At 35.6% G+C, this 21,590-nt stretch carries 20 protein-coding genes and 1 pseudogene; 16 read left to right on the top strand and 5 right to left on the bottom strand.

Going from position 1 to position 21,590, the window contains the following annotated elements; genetic code table 11:
- Positions 1-109 precede the first annotated feature (109 nt).
- The 6 genes from MKX37_RS25405 to MKX37_RS25380 all read left to right on the top strand — a co-directional run bounded on the left by MKX37_RS25405 (position 110) and on the right by MKX37_RS25380 (position 4,243).
- On the top strand, positions 110-694 hold the full coding sequence (locus tag MKX37_RS25405; RefSeq protein WP_002068272.1) for a hypothetical protein: 585 nt from the start codon (positions 110-112) through the stop codon (positions 692-694).
- Positions 695-725: 31 nt separating this feature from the next.
- The gene (locus MKX37_RS25400; RefSeq protein ID WP_016121052.1) at positions 726-1,514 is read left to right on the top strand and encodes a hypothetical protein; all 789 of its coding nucleotides are present in this window, start codon (positions 726-728) and stop codon (positions 1,512-1,514) included.
- Positions 1,501-2,196 carry a hypothetical protein gene (locus tag MKX37_RS25395; protein ID WP_002129924.1) on the top strand — a complete coding sequence of 232 codons (696 nt, stop codon included), beginning with the start codon at positions 1,501-1,503 and terminating at the stop codon, positions 2,194-2,196. Before MKX37_RS25400 ends, MKX37_RS25395 begins: the two co-directional genes overlap by 14 nt.
- A 71-nt stretch (positions 2,197-2,267) precedes the next feature.
- Positions 2,268-3,032 carry a hypothetical protein gene (locus MKX37_RS25390; protein ID WP_002129923.1) on the top strand — a complete coding sequence of 255 codons (765 nt, stop codon included), beginning with the start codon at positions 2,268-2,270 and terminating at the stop codon, positions 3,030-3,032.
- Between the two features lie 3 nt (positions 3,033-3,035).
- Positions 3,036-3,674 carry an ATP-binding cassette domain-containing protein gene (locus tag MKX37_RS25385; RefSeq protein WP_002129921.1) on the top strand — a complete coding sequence of 213 codons (639 nt, stop codon included), beginning with the start codon at positions 3,036-3,038 and terminating at the stop codon, positions 3,672-3,674.
- 41 nt (positions 3,675-3,715) lie between these two features.
- Positions 3,716-4,243 carry a hypothetical protein gene (locus tag MKX37_RS25380; RefSeq protein WP_078421837.1) on the top strand — a complete coding sequence of 176 codons (528 nt, stop codon included), beginning with the start codon at positions 3,716-3,718 and terminating at the stop codon, positions 4,241-4,243.
- Positions 4,244-4,298: 55 nt separating this feature from the next.
- Here MKX37_RS25380 and MKX37_RS27500 read toward each other — a convergent pair.
- A pseudogene (locus MKX37_RS27500) lies at positions 4,299-4,499 on the bottom strand (tyrosine-type recombinase/integrase); the annotation flags it as partial.
- A 368-nt stretch (positions 4,500-4,867) separates the two neighbouring features.
- Between MKX37_RS27500 and secA the strand changes: the two are divergent.
- From secA to MKX37_RS25335, 9 genes are all read left to right on the top strand, one after another.
- Positions 4,868-7,375 (top strand): preprotein translocase subunit SecA, encoded by a 2,508-nt coding sequence (gene secA / locus MKX37_RS25375; RefSeq protein ID WP_002129917.1) that lies wholly within the window; start codon positions 4,868-4,870, stop codon positions 7,373-7,375.
- Between the two features lie 143 nt (positions 7,376-7,518).
- Positions 7,519-8,617 (top strand): peptide chain release factor 2 gene (gene prfB / locus MKX37_RS25370; protein WP_098632007.1). Its coding sequence is split into 2 segments (ribosomal slippage): positions 7,519-7,590 and positions 7,592-8,617, totalling 1,098 coding nucleotides; the frame shifts between segments, so codons are not numbered across the junction.
- Between the two features lie 456 nt (positions 8,618-9,073).
- A complete protein-coding gene (cccB, locus tag MKX37_RS25365) occupies positions 9,074-9,397 on the top strand; it encodes a cytochrome c551 (RefSeq protein ID WP_002124013.1) in 324 nt (107 codons plus the stop codon).
- Between the two features lie 323 nt (positions 9,398-9,720).
- Positions 9,721-10,407: a cell division ATP-binding protein FtsE gene (ftsE, locus tag MKX37_RS25360; protein WP_003192357.1), complete on the top strand. Its 687-nt coding sequence runs from the start codon at positions 9,721-9,723 to the stop codon at positions 10,405-10,407.
- Complete coding sequence (gene ftsX / locus MKX37_RS25355) at positions 10,397-11,290, top strand: permease-like cell division protein FtsX (RefSeq protein ID WP_002089596.1); 894 nt, start codon at positions 10,397-10,399, stop codon at positions 11,288-11,290. Before ftsE ends, ftsX begins: the two co-directional genes overlap by 11 nt.
- Positions 11,291-11,408: 118 nt before the next feature.
- The gene (locus MKX37_RS25350) at positions 11,409-12,845 is read left to right on the top strand and encodes a S41 family peptidase (protein WP_012261984.1); all 1,437 of its coding nucleotides are present in this window, start codon (positions 11,409-11,411) and stop codon (positions 12,843-12,845) included.
- Positions 12,846-12,940: 95 nt separating this feature from the next.
- Positions 12,941-14,125 (top strand): PDZ domain-containing protein, encoded by a 1,185-nt coding sequence (locus MKX37_RS25345; RefSeq protein WP_016121049.1) that lies wholly within the window; start codon positions 12,941-12,943, stop codon positions 14,123-14,125.
- Positions 14,126-14,253: 128 nt separating this feature from the next.
- Positions 14,254-15,969 carry an ABC transporter ATP-binding protein gene (locus MKX37_RS25340; protein WP_002034767.1) on the top strand — a complete coding sequence of 572 codons (1,716 nt, stop codon included), beginning with the start codon at positions 14,254-14,256 and terminating at the stop codon, positions 15,967-15,969.
- Positions 15,970-16,034: 65 nt separating this feature from the next.
- Entirely contained in the window at positions 16,035-16,346 is a 312-nt protein-coding gene (locus MKX37_RS25335) for a heavy metal-binding domain-containing protein (RefSeq protein WP_002068307.1), read from the top strand.
- Positions 16,347-16,628: 282 nt separating this feature from the next.
- Here MKX37_RS25335 and abc-f read toward each other — a convergent pair whose 3' ends face one another.
- The 4 genes from abc-f to MKX37_RS25315 all read right to left on the bottom strand — a co-directional run bounded on the left by abc-f (position 16,629) and on the right by MKX37_RS25315 (position 20,391).
- Positions 16,629-18,263 carry a ribosomal protection-like ABC-F family protein gene (abc-f, locus tag MKX37_RS25330; RefSeq protein ID WP_078421830.1) on the bottom strand — a complete coding sequence of 545 codons (1,635 nt, stop codon included), beginning with the start codon at positions 18,261-18,263 and terminating at the stop codon, positions 16,629-16,631.
- A gap of 264 nt (positions 18,264-18,527) precedes the next feature.
- Complete coding sequence (locus MKX37_RS25325; RefSeq protein ID WP_002016115.1) at positions 18,528-19,073, bottom strand: flavodoxin family protein; 546 nt, start codon at positions 19,071-19,073, stop codon at positions 18,528-18,530.
- A gap of 4 nt (positions 19,074-19,077) precedes the next feature.
- Entirely contained in the window at positions 19,078-19,446 is a 369-nt protein-coding gene (locus MKX37_RS25320; RefSeq protein ID WP_002184670.1) for a MerR family transcriptional regulator, read from the bottom strand.
- 51 nt (positions 19,447-19,497) lie between these two features.
- The gene (locus MKX37_RS25315; RefSeq protein WP_012261980.1) at positions 19,498-20,391 is read right to left on the bottom strand and encodes a LysR family transcriptional regulator; all 894 of its coding nucleotides are present in this window, start codon (positions 20,389-20,391) and stop codon (positions 19,498-19,500) included.
- Between the two features lie 152 nt (positions 20,392-20,543).
- Between MKX37_RS25315 and MKX37_RS25310 the strand changes: the two genes are divergently transcribed.
- Complete coding sequence (locus MKX37_RS25310; protein ID WP_078177900.1) at positions 20,544-21,566, top strand: YeiH family protein; 1,023 nt, start codon at positions 20,544-20,546, stop codon at positions 21,564-21,566.
- Positions 21,567-21,590 lie beyond the last annotated feature (24 nt).

Raw genomic sequence — 21,590 nt, 5'->3', positions numbered from 1 at the left:
TATAAATTGAAATTATTTATTTTGTAGCGCTAGAAAAAGTCGTATAGTTTCTAATCTAGATTATACGACTTTTTCTGCTATTTAATTTTTAAAAATAGGAGGAGCTGTAATGAAACTTATTTCAAAATATATTTTAGTTTGTTTTTTTATATTGAGTATTAGTTTCTTAGTTTCTTGTCAAAAGAAAGTAGATGAACCTATTGTAAATATTGAAGATACTTTAACGGAAAAAGGAAATTTAAAAAGTATTCAGTTGCAAGAAATTAAGAAAAATACTATTTATGAACAAGTATTTTTTGGGAATGAAAATGGTAATGATTTCTTTCAAGGTCAAATAGATAGAAATGATATTGCAATAGAAGATAAGCTTTTAGATAAAAATTTAAAGTCAGGAGTTATACCAGAAAATTATTATGTTTTTTTAACGGGTGTTACGAATAAGAAAAAACCAACGTATCTTTTGGGACGGATTGAACAAATTGATGGAAAAGTAATTCAGTGGAAACAAGAAGTTAAGAGTGTACAAAGAAAAGATGCGAATGGTGTTTATCAGTATGATGTTTATCAGTATGAAGTTGAGTTTCCTAAATTTGAAGGAGAGAGAGCAAATGTTTCTTTTCGTTACATTTGGTTAAATAAAGAAAATAAATGTTATGGTGTTGCGGATCAATTATTCATATTAAAAAAGATTTAAATTTAATTAATGGTTTATGGAGGAGCTATAGATGAGTTACTTTTTAGGAAGGATTTTAAAAGGTAGGATGTTTTGGTTGTCTTTATTTATTATGTTAATAATTGTTATTGCTCAATATATTGCTATGTGTGTAACAACTAAAGGATTTAACGATGATGGGATTATAAAGGTATCCCCATATTTGTCTAATATTTTACATTTTAATAGATTATCGTTTTATTGTGAGTTTTATCTACTTATATTTCCTATGCTTTCCGCGATGGCTGTAGCCGGAATTTACAGAACTGATAAAAATTATGGGTTTATTTATCCTGTTATTTCTAAAATGGGAACAGGTTATTATTTTAAGCTACTTTATTTTATTAATTTTATTGTATCTTTTTTTATTATAAGTTTCCCTTTACTATTTAATTTTTATTTATATGCAATGACTTATCCAACAGTTGCTCCGCATCCAATATTAAATTATATGGCTGCTACTGTTTCGCCAACAGCTCAATTTAATACGGTTTATTATGAGTACCCTACTTTATATTTTCTAATGTATGTATTCTTAAATGGTTTATACGGTGCGGTTTTTTCAAGTTTGGCTTTATCAATTTCGTTTTTTATAAAACGAGTTTATTTTATTTATTTAGTTCCATTTATTTTACATATTTTTTGGCTTGGTATTGGAAAAGGGATTCTCAATCCTAAGGATTATTTAATTAAAGATTTCGGCTTTTTTGAATTACAAATTTTTCTTAGTGTACTGTTATGTATTTGGTTTTGCTCTGTAGTTCTTTATTTACGGGGGAGTAGGAAGCATGTTCTTTTATAATGTAATGAAAGAAACTATAAGGATGAAATATGTTTGGTTAAGTATTCTCTTTTTACTTAATGTCAGTATCATTGGTTGTTTGTTCAATTATTTTGAACCTGGAATTGTAAAAGAGAAAATGAATGAATTGGAAACTTTGTATAAGGTTATGTCGTTTTATAATTTATCAACTATATTTATTCCTTTAACAATCGTTTTTTCTGTATATTCTATGTCGAATTTTTTTAGTATTTATGTTGTTTATAGAGTGAATAATGCATTGAAATTAGTTTCTATATATTATTTAAAATTATTAGTTTTCGTTTATTTTTTTGCGGGGAGTATGATTTTACAGTTATTTTTGATGTCAAATATGATGGCTGTAAACAGTATTTCTGTGAATTATCCATTATTATTTTGCATTCAATTATTTGCGAATATTTTCATATGTATGATAAGTGCTTTGTTGCAATTATTTTTACCTAGTTTACTTGCAATAATATGTATGATCACTGCTGTTTTACTAGATAGATTTATATTACATGGATTTTTATTTACAAATGTTTTTTATATAAATGTGTTTGAAGATGCTACGGGTTTATTTATACGTTTATTTGGATGTTTTTCTATCTTTTTTATAAGTGTATGGATTTTATCTAAAAAAAGTTATATTTCTATGAATGATGAAACAGAGGTGATCTAGTTTACATTATGATTTTATATCATTTGTTAAAAAGAGATTTACATGTAAGGTTTAGAGATTCCATCAAGATAATGGCTTTTTTATTCTTAATTTACGCTATGATTGTATTTACTTTTTTATACAATCAGTCTCTTATTAATGGTAAAGAACCTGGATTAGTAGATGTTACCTTTTATCGATTTTTTCATGGAGTAGACTTTGTTGATTTATCTCACTTTTATAAGGAGGGGCGATTTTCTATCCCTTTTTATTGGATTTTTTTTCAAATCACTCCTTTGTTGCTTGTAGGGAATTTTGCTTTTTCAGATATTCAACAGAATGGTGTTTATTTATTTCCTCGTGTTAAAAAGAAGCATTTTCTTTGGTTAACGAAAATACTATCTTTGGTCTTTTATATAATTAGTATTTGGATTGTTATGTATTTTCTTTGGTTTACTGTTTACTATTTGCTTTCTTTTGGCGAGTATTCTTTTTTAAATTTATATAGTCAATTTTCTTATAAAATATTAGGTACTATGCTAATTCAAATAATCATAAGCTTTTTATTAGCTTTAATTTTTGAGTTTTTAACGTTTTATATACCAATAACTATTGTTTTTGTACTGATGTTGATGTACCTATTTATGTCTATTTTCTTTCATAATATTTATTTTTTAGGCTCTTTTGTTATGCCAAATCGCTGGTATTTTGTTGATCACAGTTCAATTCAATTGACTTTAGGTAATAATCAATCTATTCAATGTAATGATTTACTTTTAATAGGAGTAGTAATTGTTGTTGTAATGATTTTATTAGGTAGTTTTTGTTTTAAAAAACTAGATGTGATAGGTGAATAATTTATGGACAATTATATTAAATGTGAATGTATGATGAAAAAATTAAAAGGAAATATTGTGTTAGATAATATTAGTTTATCGATAAAAAAAGGCGAGTTTTTAGTTTTGAAGGGGCATAATGGCTCTGGTAAAACGATGATTTTACGAGCTATATCAGGGTTAATGCGTTTGAATTCTGGATTTGTTTATATAGATAATAAAATGATCGGGAAACAAAAGCAATTTCCTGATTCTATGGGAATATTGATTGAATATCCAAGTTTTATTCCAGGGTATACTGGTTTTCAGAACTTGAAATTTTTAGCATCGATTAACAATAAAATTTCTGATGAGGAAATTTATAATATTATTCAAAGGGTTGGACTTGATAAAGCAGATAAGAGAAAGTATAAAAGATACTCTTTAGGTATGAAACAACGTTTAGGGATAGCGCAAGCTTTAATGGAACGACCAAAATTATTGTTATTAGACGAGCCAACTAATGCTTTAGATAGTGATGGGATAAAAGATGTTTTAGATATTTTGGAAGTAGAAAAATCTAAGGGAACGACTATTATTGTAGCTAGTCATGATGTGCATGTTCTAAATAATGGAATAGTAGATCGTATTGTACATGTTAATAATGGAAAGTTGGTAGATTAATAGTGACAAGAAAACATGTCTTAATAATCATTGGATTGTGTGTGTTGCTATGTACATTTGCTAGTTTGTTTAGATTTAAAACATTAAATCAAAATAATGAATCTTATAGAGTGGTAAAAGATGAGTTTTTATCTAATAGAACTTTTGATGATGGACAAGGAGTGAAGTTTCATGCACTTGAGCCTCTTGATCCTACAAAAGTTTATGATCCTTATGAAGACCGTGAAGTAGTGACGTATGTGTTACCTTTAAATATTACAAATACAACAAATCGGGATATTAACTTATTTAGTAATAAGTCTATTTCTAATACAATGTTTTATTCTAAAATAGGGGAGTTTTATAATTTAGTTCCTTATTCAATGGAATTACCTGAAAAATATCAGTTTGATCCTGTAATACCTGCTGGTAAAACAGTACGAGGATATATAGGGACAAATTATTTTATAGGAGATGACCCTTATAAAAATTATAAAAACTTTTCAAATGAATCAACTAAGGTGAAATTCATTTCTTTTATGAAGGATAAGAAAGGGAAATATCATGAATTAGAAATACCAATAAATTAATAACATTTATTAGTAGTATTAATTTGAAGTGTAATTGTAAAAAAAGAAAAAGTTCTATATAAAATGTATTAAGTAGAGTGTCTTTTTCTTCTTTATTGATATCTATATATTTTAAGTTTATTTTTGAGTTGCTGTGGTTGAGTATATCTTGCAATATAATGATAGATATTGTTTATAGAAATCAAAAGCTGAAGGTTTTGCGCATTGTGTGAGTATCTATGGGTGCTGCACCGGCAAAATCTTTGGCTTTTGTAATTGTCGATTTGAATCTTACTAATATGTTCATTCCAGCTACTCTCTTTAAAGGGAACGGGAAAGAATATTATTTAGAATTAATATGAAATTTGGAATATGAATTTGAAATAGAGAGGTAGGGAAAAGAATTATTAATTTGTTGAAACGAATAAAATAAAAACTTTTTCTGAATCTACGGCTCGACATTTGGACGATTGTTGTCATAGTTATAAGACAAGTGTTACAATTATCATTAGGTTTATACATTTTAGTTTTTTAATTAGGAGAAAAATTGGCATAACATAAATTTGATTTTTATAACGACTGATTGTAAAGAAAAAAAGAAAGCAATCGGAAGTTTTATTTTAATAAAAGAGGAGCGTATTTCCTATGATCGGTATTTTAAAAAAGGTATTTGATGTCAACCAACGCCAAATTAAACGTATGCAGAAGACAGTGGAGCAAATTGATGCATTAGAATCATCTATTAAGCCGCTAACTGATGAACAATTAAAAGGAAAGACGATTGAATTTAAAGAACGTCTAACAAAAGGTGAGACAGTAGATGATCTACTTCCTGAAGCTTTTGCGGTTGTTCGTGAAGCAGCGAATCGTGTTCTTGGAATGCGTCCATATGGCGTACAGCTAATGGGTGGTATCGCCTTACATGAAGGAAATATCTCTGAGATGAAAACAGGTGAAGGTAAAACGTTAACATCTACTTTACCTGTATATTTAAACGCATTAACAGGAAAAGGTGTTCACGTTGTTACAGTCAATGAATACTTAGCGCAACGTGATGCGAGCGAAATGGGACAACTTCATGAGTTCCTTGGCCTAACTGTAGGGATTAACTTAAATAGTATGTCACGTGAAGAGAAACAAGCTGCTTATGCTGCTGATATTACGTATAGCACAAATAACGAGCTTGGGTTCGATTACTTACGTGACAACATGGTGTTATATAGAGAGCAGTGCGTTCAGCGTCCACTTAATTTTGCTATCATCGATGAAGTCGATTCTATTTTAGTTGATGAAGCACGTACGCCGCTTATTATTTCGGGACAAGCTCAAAAATCAGCAGAGCTATACATGTTTGCAAATGCATTCGTTCGTACATTAGAAAATGAAAAAGAATATTCATTTGATGTGAAAACGAAAAATGTAATGTTAACAGAAGATGGTATTACGAAAGCTGAGAAAGCTTTCCATATCGATAACTTATTCGATTTAAAACATGTAGCACTTCTTCACCATATTAATCAGGCGCTTCGTGCACACGTTGTTATGCACCTTGATACAGATTATGTTGTACAAGAAGGCGAAATCGTAATCGTAGACCAATTCACTGGTCGTCTTATGAAAGGTCGTCGTTATAGCGAAGGTTTACATCAAGCTATTGAAGCAAAAGAAGGCGTAGAAATTCAAAATGAAAGTATGACGCTTGCAACAATTACGTTCCAAAACTACTTCCGTATGTACGAAAAATTATCTGGTATGACTGGTACAGCGAAAACGGAAGAAGAAGAATTCCGTAGTATTTACAATATGAATGTTATCGTAATTCCAACGAATAAAGATATTATTCGTGATGATCGTGCTGATTTAATCTTCAAATCAATGGAAGGTAAATTCAATGCAGTTGTTGAGGATATTGTAAATCGTCATAAGCAAGGGCAACCTATTCTTGTTGGTACAGTTGCAATTGAAACGTCAGAACTTATTTCAAAAATGTTAACACGTAAAGGTGTACGTCATAATATCTTAAATGCAAAAAACCATGCGCGTGAAGCAGATATCATTGCAGAAGCTGGTATGAAAGGCGCTGTAACAATTGCGACGAATATGGCTGGTCGTGGTACGGATATTAAGTTAGGCGAGGATATTAGAAACGTCGGTCTAGCAGTTATCGGTACAGAGCGTCACGAAAGCCGTCGTATTGATAATCAGTTACGTGGTCGTTCTGGTCGTCAAGGGGACCCTGGTGTAACACAGTTCTACTTATCAATGGAAGATGAACTAATGCGCCGCTTCGGTTCTGACAATATGAAAGCGATGATGGATCGTCTTGGTATGGATGATTCACAGCCAATCGAAAGTAAAATGGTTTCTCGTGCTGTAGAATCTGCACAAAAACGTGTGGAAGGAAATAACTATGATGCACGTAAGCAGCTATTGCAATACGACGATGTACTTCGTCAACAACGTGAAGTAATTTATAAACAGCGTCAAGAAGTAATGGATTCAGAGAACTTACGCAGTATTATTGAAGGTATGATGAAATCTACGATAGAACGTGCTGTTGCACTTCATACGCAAGAAGAAATCGAAGAAGATTGGAGCATTAAAGGTCTTGTCGATTACTTAAATACAAACCTTCTTGAAGAAGGAGATGTAAAAGAAGAAGAGTTACGTCGCCTTGCTCCAGAAGAAATGAGCGAATCAATTATCGCGAAATTATTAGAGCGTTATAACGAAAGAGAGAAGCTTCTACCTGAAGAGCAGACGCGTGAATTCGAAAAGGTTGTTGTATTCCGTGTTGTAGATACGAAATGGACAGATCATATCGATGCAATGGATCACCTTCGTGAAGGTATTCATTTACGTGCTTACGGACAAATCGATCCACTTCGTGAATACCAAATGGAAGGGTTCGCAATGTTCGAGTCGATGATCGCTTCTATTGAAGAGGAAATCTCTCGTTACATTATGAAAGCTGAAATTGAGCAAAACTTAGAGCGTCAAGAAGTTGTTCAAGGTGAAGCTGTTCATCCATCAAGCGATGGCGAAGACGCGAAGAAAAAACCGGTTGTAAAAGGTGACCAAATGGGACGCAACGATTTATGTAAATGTGGTAGTGGCAAGAAATATAAAAACTGTTGTGGCATTGGGCAGTAATAAGAAACTGTAGTTTAGACTGCTTTGCAAATTTTTACATCAAAAATGTATAATGAAAAGGATTAAACTCTCTCCGTAATAAGCGGAGAGAGTTTCCCTTGTTTTCATATGAAAGTAACAGCAATTACATAGAGGTGAAGGAAATGGAATTAGTAGAAATTAGGCAAGAATTAGAAAAAATGGCTAAGAGATTAGCGGCTTTTAGGGGGTCTCTTTGACCTTCCTGCTAAGGAAAAACAAATTGCAGAATTAGAAGAAACGATGATGGGCGCAGGATTTTGGGATGACCAACAAGGCGCACAAGCTGTAATTAATGAAGCGAATGCGCTGAAAGATATGGTTGGAAGATTCCGTCAGTTAGATGAGACGTTCGAAAACTTAGAAATGACGCATGACTTACTTAAAGAAGAGTATGATGAAGATTTACATGAGGAACTAGAATCTGAAGTGAAAACTTTAATTCAAGAAATGAATGAGTACGAGCTGCAGTTACTATTAAGCGATCCTTATGATAAAAATAACGCTATTTTAGAATTACACCCAGGTGCAGGTGGAACAGAGTCACAAGACTGGGGTTCTATGTTATTACGTATGTACACGCGCTGGGCTGAAAAACGTAGGTTTAAAGTAGAAACGGTTGACTACTTACCGGGCGATGAAGCTGGTATTAAGAGTGTTACATTATTAATTAAAGGTCATAACGCTTACGGTTACTTGAAAGCGGAGAAAGGTGTACATCGTCTTGTACGTATTTCACCGTTCGATTCTTCAGGTCGTCGTCATACATCGTTCGTATCTTGTGAAGTTGTACCTGAATTCAATGATGAAGTTGAAATTGAAGTGCGTACAGAAGATTTGAAAATAGATACGTATCGTGCAAGTGGTGCAGGTGGACAGCACGTTAATACGACAGATTCAGCAGTTCGTATAACTCATCTACCGACAAACACGGTTGTAACATGTCAGTCAGAGCGTTCTCAAATTAAAAACCGTGAGCATGCGATGAAAATGCTAAAAGCGAAATTATATCAAAAGAAATTAGAAGAACAACAAGCACAATTAGATGAGATTCGCGGAGAGCAAAAAGAAATTGGATGGGGCAGCCAAATCCGTTCTTACGTATTCCACCCGTATTCTCTTGTGAAAGACCATCGTACAAATACAGAAGTTGGTAACGTACAAGCAGTTATGGATGGAGAAATTAATCCGTTTATTGATGCGTATTTACGTTCTCGTATTTAATAAGAGAAAAAGCCAACAGAATTGTTGGCACATGCTGAGGTCCAAGAGGATATAAAGAGGCTTATCTTATTTATATTGATGAAATAAAGAGGAAGAGAAGTTGGAAACGACAACTTCTCTTTTTGATGAGATTATATGTAGAATACAATGCCGTATATTGTTTTGTAAAAGGTAGAGAATAGTAAAACAAAGTGGTAATAGAGTAGGACTTTATATAGAATTTCTCAGTTTTGATTGGAGAAAAAGGCTCTTTATAGAACTTTCTAAGGTGTTCACAGAATTGAAACAATTTATGAAAGCTTATTTTATTAGGCTTCTCACTATATTTGTGAAAAATATGAAATACACCTTAGTTTTTCTATATAAAGATAATGCTTATAATGAATATTGAATGTGTTATGAAAACTATTGCCTAGTTATGAATGAAAAGAATATCAACAATGGGGAGCGATAGAAGTGAAAAAGAAATTGTTGGCTATTACGCTGGGGACGTCAGTCGTTTTTGCTTTAGGAGCATGTGGAAATAAAGAAGAGAGTAAACCATCAAAACAATCTGCAAGCACAGATAGCGCAGAGCAAATTTTCCAAAAAAGTTGTATAGGTTGTCACGCTAAAGATTTATCAGGAGCAACTGGACCAGATTTACGAAAAGTAGGACAGAAATATGACGCAGCAGAGATTGAAAAGATTATTGAAAAAGGCCGCGGTTCAATGTCACCAGGAATTATTCAAGGTGAAGATGCGAAAAAAGTAGCTGAATGGTTAGCGGAGCATAAATAAGAAACGTAATTAATAAACGAGCTGATTGTATAACTTGACCGAAAAGTGCTTCGAGTTAAGTAATTACATGAGCTCGTTTACCTTTTATTAGGATGTAACATAACTGTAACAAAATTGTATCCGAATTGGAAACCGATTGATGTTACAATGGGGTTTGTAGAATTTTGATGAAATATATTACATAGAGTAGCATTGCTAATAAAAAGTATGTATGGAAGCTACCTTCAACAAGAATGGTCGAATGAAAATAAAGGTTTTTCTTTTATTTTCAAATGTACAGAAAAGTATTTCTAAAAAAATCATTAAGTATTGGGTGATAAATAATGATAAAAATGACGAATGTTTATAAGGAGTACCCAAATGGTATGAAAGCCATTGCTGGTCTCACAGTTAACATTAAACAAGGTGAATTCGTATACGTAGTTGGACCGAGTGGAGCCGGAAAATCTACATTTATTAAAATGATGTATCGTGAAGAGAAGCCATCTACAGGATCAATTAATGTAAATGGACTTGTAATTGAAACATTAGCAGAAAGAGATGTTCCATATTTCCGTCGTCAATTAGGCGTGATTTTCCAAGATTTTAAATTGCTACCTAAATTAACGGTATATGAGAATGTTGCGTTTGCTTTAGAAGTAATTGAAGAAGAGAAGGAAGCGATTCGTGAGCGCGTTACAGAAGTGTTAGGTCTTGTTGGTCTTGAAGAGCGTGCCGATGCACTTCCAAATGAGCTTTCGGGCGGAGAGCAACAACGTGTGGCGATTGCAAGAGCGATTGTAAATAAGCCAAAGGTTGTAATTGCCGATGAGCCAACAGGTAACTTAGATATTGAAACAGCTCTTGATATTATGAAGATTTTTAAACGTATTAATGAGCGTGGTACAACGATTGTTATGGCGACACATAACGCAGATATCGTAAATACAATTCGTCATCGTGTAATTGCAATTGAAGGCGGAAAAATTGTTCGAGACGAGATTGAGGGAGGATACGGATATGAAGGCTAAAACCCTTAGTCGACATTTGCGAGAAGGTGTGAAAAATCTATCCCGTAACGGATGGATGACATTTGCTTCTGTAAGTGCAGTAACAGTTACATTATTACTTGTAGGTGTCTTTTTGACAGCGATTATGAATATGAACCATTTTGCGACGAAAGTAGAGCAAGATGTAGAAATTCGTGTGCATGTTGATCCAGCAGCAAAAGAAGCTGATCAAAAGAAATTAGAAGAAGATATGAGTAAAATTGCGAAAGTAGATTCTATTAAATATTCTTCTAAAGAAGAAGAGTTGAAACGTTTAATTAAAAGCTTAGGCGATAGTGGAAAAACGTTCGAGTTATTTGAGCAAGATAACCCACTGAAAAACGTATTTGTTGTAAAGGCGAAAGAACCAACAGATACGGCAACAATTGCGAAAAAGATTGAGAAAATGCAGTTTGTAAGTAATGTTCAATACGGTAAAGGTCAAGTTGAAAAATTATTTGATACTGTAAAAACTGGTCGTAACATCGGGATTGCGTTAATTGCGGGTCTTCTATTCACAGCGATGTTCTTAATCTCTAACACAATTAAAATTACAATTTATGCTCGTAGTACTGAGATTGAAATTATGAAACTTGTTGGTGCAACAAACTGGTTTATTCGTTGGCCGTTCTTGTTAGAGGGATTATTCCTAGGAGTATTAGGATCAATTATTCCAATTGGCCTAATTTTAGTTATGTATAATTCGTTGCAAGGTGTGTTTAATGAAAAACTTGGCGGAACAATTTTCGAGCTTCTACCATACAACCCATTCGTATTCCAATTAGCTGGTTTATTAATGTTAATCGGTGCATTAATCGGTATGTGGGGAAGTGTAATGTCAATTCGTCGCTTCTTAAAAGTATAAAAAGTTGCAAACATAATTCGTACAAGCTTATCATATAGTAGAAATAGGTAAAGGCATCACACATCGTGTGATGCCTTTTGCTACACCACCTGTGTGTTCTGGAAAGGGGAATTCCGCATTGAAACGTAGAGTTGCAATTATTGGAATGGTTGTTGCATTTTTAATTGGTGCTGGCGGGATGTTTGGTGGTATGTACTGGTTTGGGATAAACCCAGCGTATGTAACGCAAACAGTATCGAATGGTAATGCTGGCACAGCGCAAGGGAATTTGGTAAAGATTAATGAGGCGTATGCACTAATTGATTCACGTTATGTGGAAGACGTGAAAGACGACAAATTAGTCGAAGGTGCGATACAGGGAATGTTGTCTACGCTGAAGGACCCTTATTCCACGTATATGGATAAAGAAACGGCAAAACAGTTTAGTCAGTCATTGGATCCTGAACTTGAAGGGATTGGAGCTGAAGTGAACAAGACGGACGGTAAGCTTATTATCGTATCGCCAATTAAAGGTTCACCAGCAGAAAAGATAGGAATTAAACCGAATGACCAAATTTTATCTGTAGATGGAAATAGTGTGAAAGATTTATCACGTGAAGAAGCAGTATTAAAAATTCGTGGTAAAAAAGGAACGACTGTTGCAATTGAAATTAAGCGCGCAGGAGTGGCTGATCCGATAGAATTTAAAATTAAGCGTGAAAAGATTCCGATTTTCACTGTATTTAGTTCCGTAAAGCAAGATAGCGGAAAAGATATCGGTTATATGCAAATTACTTCTTTCGCTGAAAATACTGCGAAAGAATTTAAGGATCAGTTAAAAGAGCTAGAGAAGAAAAACATAAAGGGCTTAGTTATTGACGTGCGTGGTAATCCTGGCGGTTATTTAAATAGTGTAGAAGATATACTAGGAGACATCATGACAGATAAAAAGCCAATGCTACAAGTAGAACAGCGAAATGGTGAGAAGAAGAAATTCTCTACGGAACTGAAAGAGAGAAAGTCATATCCAATTTCAGTATTAATTGATAACGGAAGTGCTTCTGCTTCAGAGATTTTAGCTGGTGCGCTAAAAGAAGGAGAAGGATACGATTTAATTGGTGAAAAAACGTTTGGTAAAGGTACTGTTCAACAGGCTGTTCCATTTAAAGATGGCAGCAACATTAAATTAACAATGTTTAAATGGTTAACACCAGATGGCAATTGGATTCATAAAAAAGGAATCGCGCCAACTGTAGAAGTGAAGCAACCAGATTATTATCATGCGACACCAATTCAAATTGAAAAGACACTTTCATACAATTCAAATGATGTACAAGTAAAACACGCGCAAGAAATGCTTAAGAGCTTAGGATATGTACCAGGACGTGAAGATGGATACTTTAGCAAAGAGACAGAATCAGCACTAAAAGCATTCCAAAATGCGAATGAGATGGAAGCAACAGGACAACTTGATAAAAAGACAGCTGAAGCGATTCAAACTAAAATCATTGAAAAAATCCGTTCTGGAGAAAATGATTTACAATTACAGACGGCATTGAAATTAATAGCGAAATAAGAAAGAATACAGGCACTTTGATGCCTGTATTTTTTTATGTGTTAAATATGATAAGATAAAAAGAAAGAATGATATAAATGGTGGTGAATGAATTCGTGGAGGCATGGCTTTTTGAAATACTACGAGCAGTTGGACGTTTTTTCTTACACCCTGCTGTCTATGTATTTTTAATTAGTAGTATCTTCGTTGGATACTTACGTATATTACGAGAACGAAAAGATTTTTCTTTTAAAGTATATGATATTTGGTTTGAACTACGAACAACTCTATTTGCAGGTATTGGGTACGGATTAATCGTATCTATTATTACGATTGGGCTTGGGCTTGTTGTTTCAAAAGCGAGTTTATGGGCAATTTTACTTTGGACGTTATTATTCGGATTAACTGCTATGTATCGATATTTATCTGTAGCTTATACTTTCGGAATCGCGATTGCACTCGTGTTGTTATCGTCTAAGATGCCAGTTTCCTTCTTACAGCTTGGAGAAGGTGAAGAGGGTACGATTGTATCCCTTGCTATTTTACTAGGCGTTATGCTCGTTGTAGAGGGTTTATTAATCTCTAAAAATGCAGTTCGTTATTCTACGCCGAAAATTAACAAAGGTAAGCGTGGGCTACGAATTGGACTACATGAATCCAATCGTTTATGGCTTGTACCAGTATTTATTCTTATACCAGGAGACGCGGTGACAGGATTTATTTCTTGGTGGCCTGTCGTTTCAATAGGTTCGACTACATACTCTTTATTCCTCGTTCCATTTTTAATTGGATTTATGAGAAAGGTTAGAAGTTATGAGCCGACGGAAGCTTTATTATTTACAGGAAGACGTGTCTATGGTTTAGCGGGGCTCGTACTCGTTTTAGGTATCGCAAGTTACTGGTGGCACGTATTCGCAATTATCGCGATGGGAGTCGCAATGCTTGGGCGCTTTACAATCTCGATGCAAGAGAAAATTGCAGACGAGAAAAGACCAGCATACTTTGCCGCACGTAATGATGGACTTGTTGTGTTAGATACAATTCCTAATACAATTGGGGCAGAGATGAATTTAAAACCTGGAGAAGTTATTACGAAAGTAAATGGAATCATTCCAAGAAGTACCGAAGAGTTTTATGACGCGCTTCAAACGAAGACGACAGGAGCGTTTTGTAAATTAGAAGTAGTAGATACAAATGGTGAGCTTCGTCTTGCTCAAACGGCATTATACGCCGGGGGACATCATGAATTAGGTGTTGTATTTGTTCAGCAAGAGCACGAGTGGGATTCGGAAGCTATATAAAATAAAATGGAAACCTTCATCAAATATAGATGAAGGTTTTTTTAGTTTCATAGACAGATAACTTGAATAATTACTTGATAATGGTTATCATTTAGAGAGTCTTTTAATTTGGAAAAGGGAGGAAAGATATGCTACGTAAATTTTTTTCTTACTATAAACCGTACAAAGGTTTATTCGTACTCGATTTTTCCTGTGCAGTTATCGCAGGTTTACTCGAACTTGGTTTCCCGCTTATCGTAAATCAATTTATTGATAAGTTATTACCAGGACAAAACTGGACGCTTATTTTATGGGCTTGTTTCGGTTTGTTCGTAGTTTATGTGTTAAATGCAGGTTTGCAATATGTCGTTACATATTGGGGACATATGCTTGGGGTTAACATTGAAACAGATATGAGGCAGAAATTGTTTGATCACATTCAAAAGCTATCATTCAGATTTTTTGATAATAATAAAACAGGTCATTTAATTTCACGTCTTACAAACGATTTAATGGAAATTGGGGAAATTGCTCACCATGGACCAGAAGATTTATTCATTGCCATTATGACTTTAGTTGGAGCATTTTCATTTATGATGATGATTAACTGGAAGTTAGCACTTCTAACATTCTTCGTAATTCCGTTCTTATTATGGTTGGCACTTTACTTCAATAAAAAAATGACAGGTACGTTTAGACGTTTATTCTCAGACGTTGCTGATTTCAATGCATGTATCGAGAACAATGTAGGCGGTATCCGCGTTGTACAAGCATTCGGAAATGAAAAGTTTGAGAAAGAGCAATTTGCTGTAAATAATGCTCGTTTCCGTACAACAAAATTAATGGCTTATAAAATTATGGCGTTAAATTCATCGATTAGTTATATGCTGATGCGTCTTGTAACACTCTTTGTATTAATATGTGGTACATGGTTTGTTCTGCAAGGTGAATTAACGTACGGTGGGTTTATTGGATTCGTTTTATTAACGAATATTTTCTTCCGCCCAATTGAAAAAATTAATGCGGTTATTGAAAGTTATCCGAAAGGAATCGCTGGTTTTAAAAGATATGTAGAACTTCTGGAAACAGAGCCGGATATTGTAGATTCTAAAGATGCAATAGAAGTTAAACATGTACACGGCGATATTCAATACAATAACATCACGTTTGGATATGAAAATAAAGAGCCGATTTTAAACGATATTAGTTTGAAAATACATGCAGGTGAAACAGTTGCTTTCGTTGGACCATCAGGGGCAGGGAAAACAACACTATGTAGTTTATTACCTCGTTTTTATGAACAATCATCTGGATCAATTCAAATTGATGGCATTGACACCAAAGAGATGACGTTATCGTCACTTCGTAAGCAAATCGGAATTGTACAGCAAGATGTTTTCTTATTCTCAGGAACAATTCGCGAAAATATCGCTTACGGAAACTTAAAAGCTTCAGAATCTGAAATTTGGCAGGCGGTAAAACGTGCTCAGCTAGAGGACTTAATTTACTCGCAACCAGACGGTTTAGATACAGTTATTGGTGAGCGTGGTGTGAAACTTTCAGGAGGACAAAAGCAGCGCTTAGCAATTGCACGTATGTTCTTGAAGAACCCGCCAATTTTAATTTTAGATGAAGCAACTTCTGCGCTAGATACAGAGACAGAACTTGCTATCCAAAAATCACTTGCAGAACTATCTGTTGGCCGTACAACATTAGTTATCGCTCACAGGCTTGCAACTATTAAAAATGCAGATCGCATCGTCGTTGTAAATAAAGACGGTATTGCAGAACAAGGTTCACATGAGGAACTAATCAAACGAGGCGAGGGTTACAGCCGATTGTATGAGGCGCAGTTTAGTTCGTAAATATAATTTCTGCTGAATTAGTGCACCATAAGTAAGTGGAAATCTTATATGGGAGGCTATAAAGCATGATTGTAACAACAACTTCTACAATTCAAGGGAAAGAAATTATTGAGTATATCGATATCGTTAATGGCGAAGCAATCATGGGTGCGAATATCGTGCGTGACCTTTTCGCTTCTGTCCGTGACGTTGTCGGTGGTCGCGCAGGCGCCTACGAAAGTAAATTAAAAGAAGCGCGCGACATTGCAATGGAAGAGATGAAAACTCTCGCAAGACAAAAAAATGCGAACGCCATTGTTGGTATCGACGTGGACTACGAAGTAGTTCGCGAAGGAATGCTAATGGTTGCGGTGAGCGGGACTGCTGTCCGTATATAAAGTGAAACTTTAATCAGTGGGGGGTTCATCCCCCACTGATTATTAGTTGAACCAATCGGGCGTTTACGGGCAGTTGATCTCCCACCTAATTTCTTTGCTCAAGCCGAATTTTGAGGTGGGAGTCTTACTGCCCACAAATAGCGGGATAAAGTGAAAAGCCGTGCTGGTGCACGGCTTTTTGTTGTTATTGTGTCTAACATGATAGGTAGGGTGATATTCTATGTCGAAGCCTCGATATTTCTTGGGAAATGTGGAAGGTCCCGTCGATATATGGGGAAGACATTAGAGCGCTTCTTTACACTGCCGAATTCGAACTAATAATTTTTCGTATTCTTGTTCGAGAAATGTGATGTCATCATGCTGATTTGGGATAGAAATCCGGCTGATGATTTCTGTTAATTTTGTTTGTAATCGTAATAATTCTTGTTCAGTAACGTTTACAGAAGCTTGGGTGGTTCTTTTTGTGTATTGCTCGTAATTGCCGTGGAATATTCTTGGTTCGCTCTCATCTACTTGTAGAATATGGTTTGCAACAGAACGAATAAAGGCACGGTCATGGCTAATGAAAAGTATTGTACCAGGATACTCCTGTAACATGCTTTCTAATTCTTCTTGCGTTGCCAAGTCTAAATAGTTTGTCGGTTCGTCGAGCAGAAGCATATTATAGTTTCCTAAAAATACTTTTGCGAGTGCAACCTTCATGCGTTCTCCACCACTTAAGATGTGCACAGGTTTATGAACATCTTCACGGCGGAATAGGAGCCGTGCAAGTATTGTTCGAACGAACGATTCTGTATAGTTTGTTTCTTCTAGAACGTTTTCTAAAATTGTTTTATCTGTTTTTAAAATAGATAATGTTTGTTCAAAGTATCCAATTTTACAACTTTTCGAAAGCTGAATGCCACGCTCGTTCGCGAGAAGCATTTTGAACAAAGTTGTTTTTCCGCTTCCGTTTGCCCCTAAAATAGCAAGCTTTGCCCCAGGGACAATTGTTCCATTCATATTTTTAAATAATGTGTGATCCCCTATTTTCTTCGTTGTTTTATTAAACTGAACAACTGCTTTACTATGAATTGGTGTGTGGTATTGTACGTCAAACTGAGCTTGAGAAAAGTCCTTCGGTGTTTCTTTCTGTTCCAACTTTTCAAGGCGTGTTTCTAGTGCTTTCGCTACTTTGCTAACATTTTCTTGCCCATGAGCCCCGCTTAACTTATAAAGTTTAGATTCAGATGAACTGAACCGTGTTGGGATTTTTGTCATGCTAGAAGCACGTTGCTTTCTTTGTGAAATTGACTGTTCTAACCGATTTTTTTCTTGTATATATTGATCATATTCTGCTTGTTTTTGTATTCGCTCACGTTCTTTTTGCTTTCGATAGTTTGAATAATTACCTTTATATTCTTGAATAGTACCGTCTTCAACTTCGATGATTTTTGTACATATGGCATCTAAAAGATCACGATCATGCGATATTAAAACAAGTGCACCTTTATAAGATAAAAGTGCCTTTTCTAATTGCTCTGTACCGAACATATCTAAGTGACTTGTTGGCTCATCAGCAAATAGAATACCTGCATTTTGTTCGAGGGCATGGGCGATCTTTAGGCGCATTCGTTCACCGCCGCTCATTGAATTTGCGACGTTTGAAATATTCCATTTGCCCTTAGCGAGGGAAGAAGCGGTTTCCGGTATCCCCTCGCTAAGCTGTGGAATGATGGCGATAGAACTATGATGAGTTACTGTGCCTTTGTCAGCTTCTATTTCTTTACTTAATATTTGTAATAACGTAGATTTTCCAGCTCCGTTGACTCCGACAATTCCTATACGATCGTTTGCTTGGATTTCTAGTGATGGTAACGTAAATATGGTGCGATCACCAAAGCTCTTTTCGATATTACGTGCGATTAAAATAGTCATAAAAAAACCTCCCTAGTTTCACTAGAGAGGATAAATGTCGCCCTTCAATGTAAAAATCGTACATAAATAAACGATTTTTTACATGATCGTATCGAAAGAAAGTATCGACAAATGGACAGACTAATCCTCTGCTAGTTTTCATCATTTTTGTTCACTATTTGTGATGGATGAAATAAATAAGAGAATTAGAACTTCATTGGTCAAAGTACCTTCCTTTCATAATATTACTTTTATTGTATGCGCATACAAATGGATTTGTCAAACTTATTTCTGTGTGCTATTTTTGAATTTATTATTATACAATTGTGCTTTTGCCAGTGCCTCAGCATCGTTCTTGATTTCATCTAGTCCATTCGCATCCCCAATAATATACCCTTCAAATGATGAACCAACAAAATCAAAGATATATTGAAACTGGGCGATAAGCGGCAATGCTTTCAGTTTTGGACTGTCTCCGCCAACGATGACAACGTACATTTTTTTGCCTTTCATTTTTTCTTTAAAATGAAGAGATTTATTACGCAAGCTTTGTGACCAGCGATCAACGAAGTTCTTCATGTGGCCGCTCATTCCGTACCAGTATAGCGGTGTAGCGAAGATAATCGTGTCGTGCTCTAGCATGCGTTTGGTTAACTGCTCGTAGTCATCATTTACAGGTTGAAATCCTTCTACATCATGGCGCTGATCTATGATTGGGTGGACGATATGATCACGCAAGTAAATTTGTTCTGTTTCAATCCCATCAATCACCATATGTGTTAAAGCTTCCGTATTTCCGTTTTGTCTTGAACTGCCATGTATAACAAACATGTAATCATCCCTTTTCTTTTGCTTGTTTTAGGAGTGAAACGTGTTTTTGTAAATTCGTTCGAATGTTGGAAAGTAATGTAATTTGCTTCGTTACCTCATCAAGTTTGTCTTCGTAAAGTGCAAGGATACTACTACACGGATTTTCGTAGAGATGTGGCTCGATTTCAAGGCAACGTAGCATTCGTTCTGTTTCTTCTAAATTTAAGCCGATTTGCAAGTACATTTGAATCAGCTCTACTTTTTCGATTGCACTTTCATCAAAATCACGGTAGCCATTTGCTAGGCGTTTCGAAGGGAGTAATCCCTTTTCTTCATAATGTCTTAGTGCCCTTTCGCTAACCCCAGTTTCTTTTGATAACTCTCCAATTCGCAATGCGTTTCACTCCTTTTACATGTATTGTAAACCTTCACACTAATGTGAAGGTCAACTCTGTTTTTTCGCAAAAGAATCTACGTGTTTTAAAAAGACTTGAATAGCTTTAGACGGGATAAAATATTTGCCGCGCACGATGGAGAATGGACGGATTAGCTCTTCGTTCGGAACAGGGATGTGGAATAGTTCTTTTGCTAATAGTTCTTTTCGAACAGTCCAATCTGAAAGGATGGCGATGCCAAGACCGGCTGCAACGGCTTCCTTCACGCTTTGAATACTGCTAAATGTAAAGAAGCGCTTCATTTTTAAATGATGTTGGTGTATAAAGCGATCGCTATAGGCACGTGTGCCAGAGCCGCTCTCCCTTAATACCCAGACTTGATCTTGCAATGTATTTTCGTTAATCCCCTTGATATGGAGCAATGGGTGGTTTGGCGGGACGACGAGTTTCATTTCATCTTGCATAAAAGTTTCAACATCTACGTCAGCGTATACGACTTGGCCTTCCACTAAGCCGATATCAATTTGATTAGAGCGGAGGCTTTGCAAAACTTCTTCCGTATTGGAGATAAATGTATGAACTTCGACGTGTGCATTTTCATTGGCAAAGCGCGCAAGTATTTTTGGAAGTAAGTATTCGCCAATTGTAAAGCTAGCGCCGATGCGAAGTGTCCCTGTTACGACGTTATGCAGCGCATTAATTTCCTGTTTTGCATCTTCATAAAGTGAGAGCATCTGCTTTGCGTGTATGTATAATATGTTTCCAGCTTCCGTAACTTGGACGTGCTTTGGGGAGCGCTGAATAAGTGTAGTCCCAAATTCATTTTCCAGGTTGCGAATGTGCATACTAACGCCAGGTTGTGAAAGGTTTAATAGTTCCGCAGCACGCGAAAAATGTTTTTGTTCAACGACAGTAACAAAGATCTTTAAAATGTCGACGTTCATTTGTTAGGCCCCTTTATTTTTGCTTTTATTTTATCATAAGTATTTCTGATGATAGGGATTCAATATTGATATTAAACTTATTATTAAAACTCTCTTATAATGTAACTAGAAAGAACATGCATGTTCCAATACGATTATTGGGGTGGTACAAAGTGGAACAAACACTTGTTATACAAAAGAAGAAGGGCTTTGGATTTTCGCAAGGTATTGGGATTACGTTATTAATCGCCATTGCCGCGAAATATTTAGCAGAGCTTCCATTTTTAAATATTATGGGACAATTAGTAATCGCTATTCTAATCGGGATGGTTTGGCGCGCCGCAATCGGGATTCCTCAAGAAGCGATAGTGGGAACGAACTTTGCGAGTAAGAAGTTGCTACGCTTTGGGATCATCTTACTCGGAATGAGGTTAAATCTTGTAGATATTGCGAAGGCGGGGCCGAAAGTATTGGTCATCGCAGCGGTTGTTATTACATTTACAATTTTCGTTGTATATGGACTAACGAAAGTATTTAAAGTAGAACAGAAACTTGGAATTTTAACAGCATGTGGGACGGCAATTTGCGGAGCTGCAGCGGTCGTGGCAATTGCACCGCAAGTGAAAGCGAAAGATGAAGAAACAGCAGTCGGGGCAGCAATTATTGCAATTTTAGGTACAATATTTACACTTATTTATACGCTATTATACCCAGTGCTTGGCTTCTCACCCTACGGTTACGGGGTGTTCTCAGGGGCGACGCTGCACGAAATCGCTCACGTTATCGCGGCTGCAGCGCCAGGAGGTAGCACGGCTGTAGACATCGCGGTTATTGTGAAGTTAACGCGCGTAGCGATGCTTGTGCCAGTAGCGATTTTAATTGGATTATGGTTTGGTAAGAGCGAGGAAAGCAAGGAAAAAAGATCGTGGCGCGACCTTCCGATTCCTTGGTTCATCTTCGGATTTTTAGCAATGAGTGCGGTGCATTCGCTTGGGATTATCCCAGAAGTTGTTGCCGGATATATTGTAGTAATTGCGTACATGCTTATTGCAATGGCAATGGCAGGGCTAGGTTTAAATGTAGAGTTTAAAACGTTCCGCAAATTAGGAAGTAGGGCATTTGTGGCAGGGTTGATTGGCTCGGTTTGCTTATCTGTTCTTGGGTACGTTCTTGTATATGCATTAGGATTTATGTAGCAAAAAAAGAGGCATCTTATAGAT

This window comes from Bacillus sp. FSL R5-0709, assembly GCF_038004785.1.
Taxonomy (GTDB): Bacteria; Bacillota; Bacilli; order Bacillales; family Bacillaceae_G; genus Bacillus_A; species Bacillus_A mycoides.
This window is presented reverse-complemented; position numbering and strand designations above follow the sequence as displayed.

Coding starts and splice junctions, on each gene's coding strand:
- MKX37_RS25315 (WP_012261980.1), bottom strand. CDS start 20,391: ATGAACGTCGACATTTTAAAGATCTTTGTTACTGTCGTTGAACAAAAA.
- MKX37_RS25335 (WP_002068307.1), top strand. CDS start 16,035: ATGATTGTAACAACAACTTCTACAATTCAAGGGAAAGAAATTATTGAG.
- abc-f (WP_078421830.1), bottom strand. CDS start 18,263: ATGACTATTTTAATCGCACGTAATATCGAAAAGAGCTTTGGTGATCGC.
- MKX37_RS25340 (WP_002034767.1), top strand. CDS start 14,254: ATGCTACGTAAATTTTTTTCTTACTATAAACCGTACAAAGGTTTATTC.
- secA (WP_002129917.1), top strand. CDS start 4,868: ATGATCGGTATTTTAAAAAAGGTATTTGATGTCAACCAACGCCAAATT.
- MKX37_RS25395 (WP_002129924.1), top strand. CDS start 1,501: ATGTTCTTTTATAATGTAATGAAAGAAACTATAAGGATGAAATATGTT.
- MKX37_RS25390 (WP_002129923.1), top strand. CDS start 2,268: ATGGCTTTTTTATTCTTAATTTACGCTATGATTGTATTTACTTTTTTA.
- MKX37_RS25405 (WP_002068272.1), top strand. CDS start 110: ATGAAACTTATTTCAAAATATATTTTAGTTTGTTTTTTTATATTGAGT.
- MKX37_RS25385 (WP_002129921.1), top strand. CDS start 3,036: ATGGACAATTATATTAAATGTGAATGTATGATGAAAAAATTAAAAGGA.
- ftsE (WP_003192357.1), top strand. CDS start 9,721: ATGATAAAAATGACGAATGTTTATAAGGAGTACCCAAATGGTATGAAA.
- MKX37_RS25400 (WP_016121052.1), top strand. CDS start 726: ATGAGTTACTTTTTAGGAAGGATTTTAAAAGGTAGGATGTTTTGGTTG.
- ftsX (WP_002089596.1), top strand. CDS start 10,397: ATGAAGGCTAAAACCCTTAGTCGACATTTGCGAGAAGGTGTGAAAAAT.
- MKX37_RS25325 (WP_002016115.1), bottom strand. CDS start 19,073: ATGTTTGTTATACATGGCAGTTCAAGACAAAACGGAAATACGGAAGCT.